A 239-nucleotide genomic window follows, 5' to 3' on the forward strand; every position below is an offset into this window, starting at 1 on the left:
GCCGCGGTCCCGGTCGCCGAAGCTGCGGGGACGGTCGCTGCCGCCACGCTCGTCGCGGCCCTGGTAGCCACGGTTCTCCCGCGGCCCACGATCGTCATTGAACCGGGGACGATCATTGCCACGCGGTCCGTTGAAGGAACGGCGGTCGCTGCCGCCACGCTCGTCGCGGCCCTGGTAGCCACGGTTCTCCCGCGGCCCGCGATCGTCGTTGAACCGGGGGCGATCATTGCCACGATCAC

1 protein-coding gene is annotated in these 239 nt (G+C 71.1%); it reads left to right on the forward strand.

Translation table 11 applies throughout. From position 1 onward, the window contains the following. On the forward strand, window positions 1–239 hold a 239-nt coding region (locus tag AC5RUW_RS16650), incomplete at both ends, for a hypothetical protein (protein ID WP_494161698.1).

Source organism: Arthrobacter sp. Y3222053 (assembly GCF_059092805.1).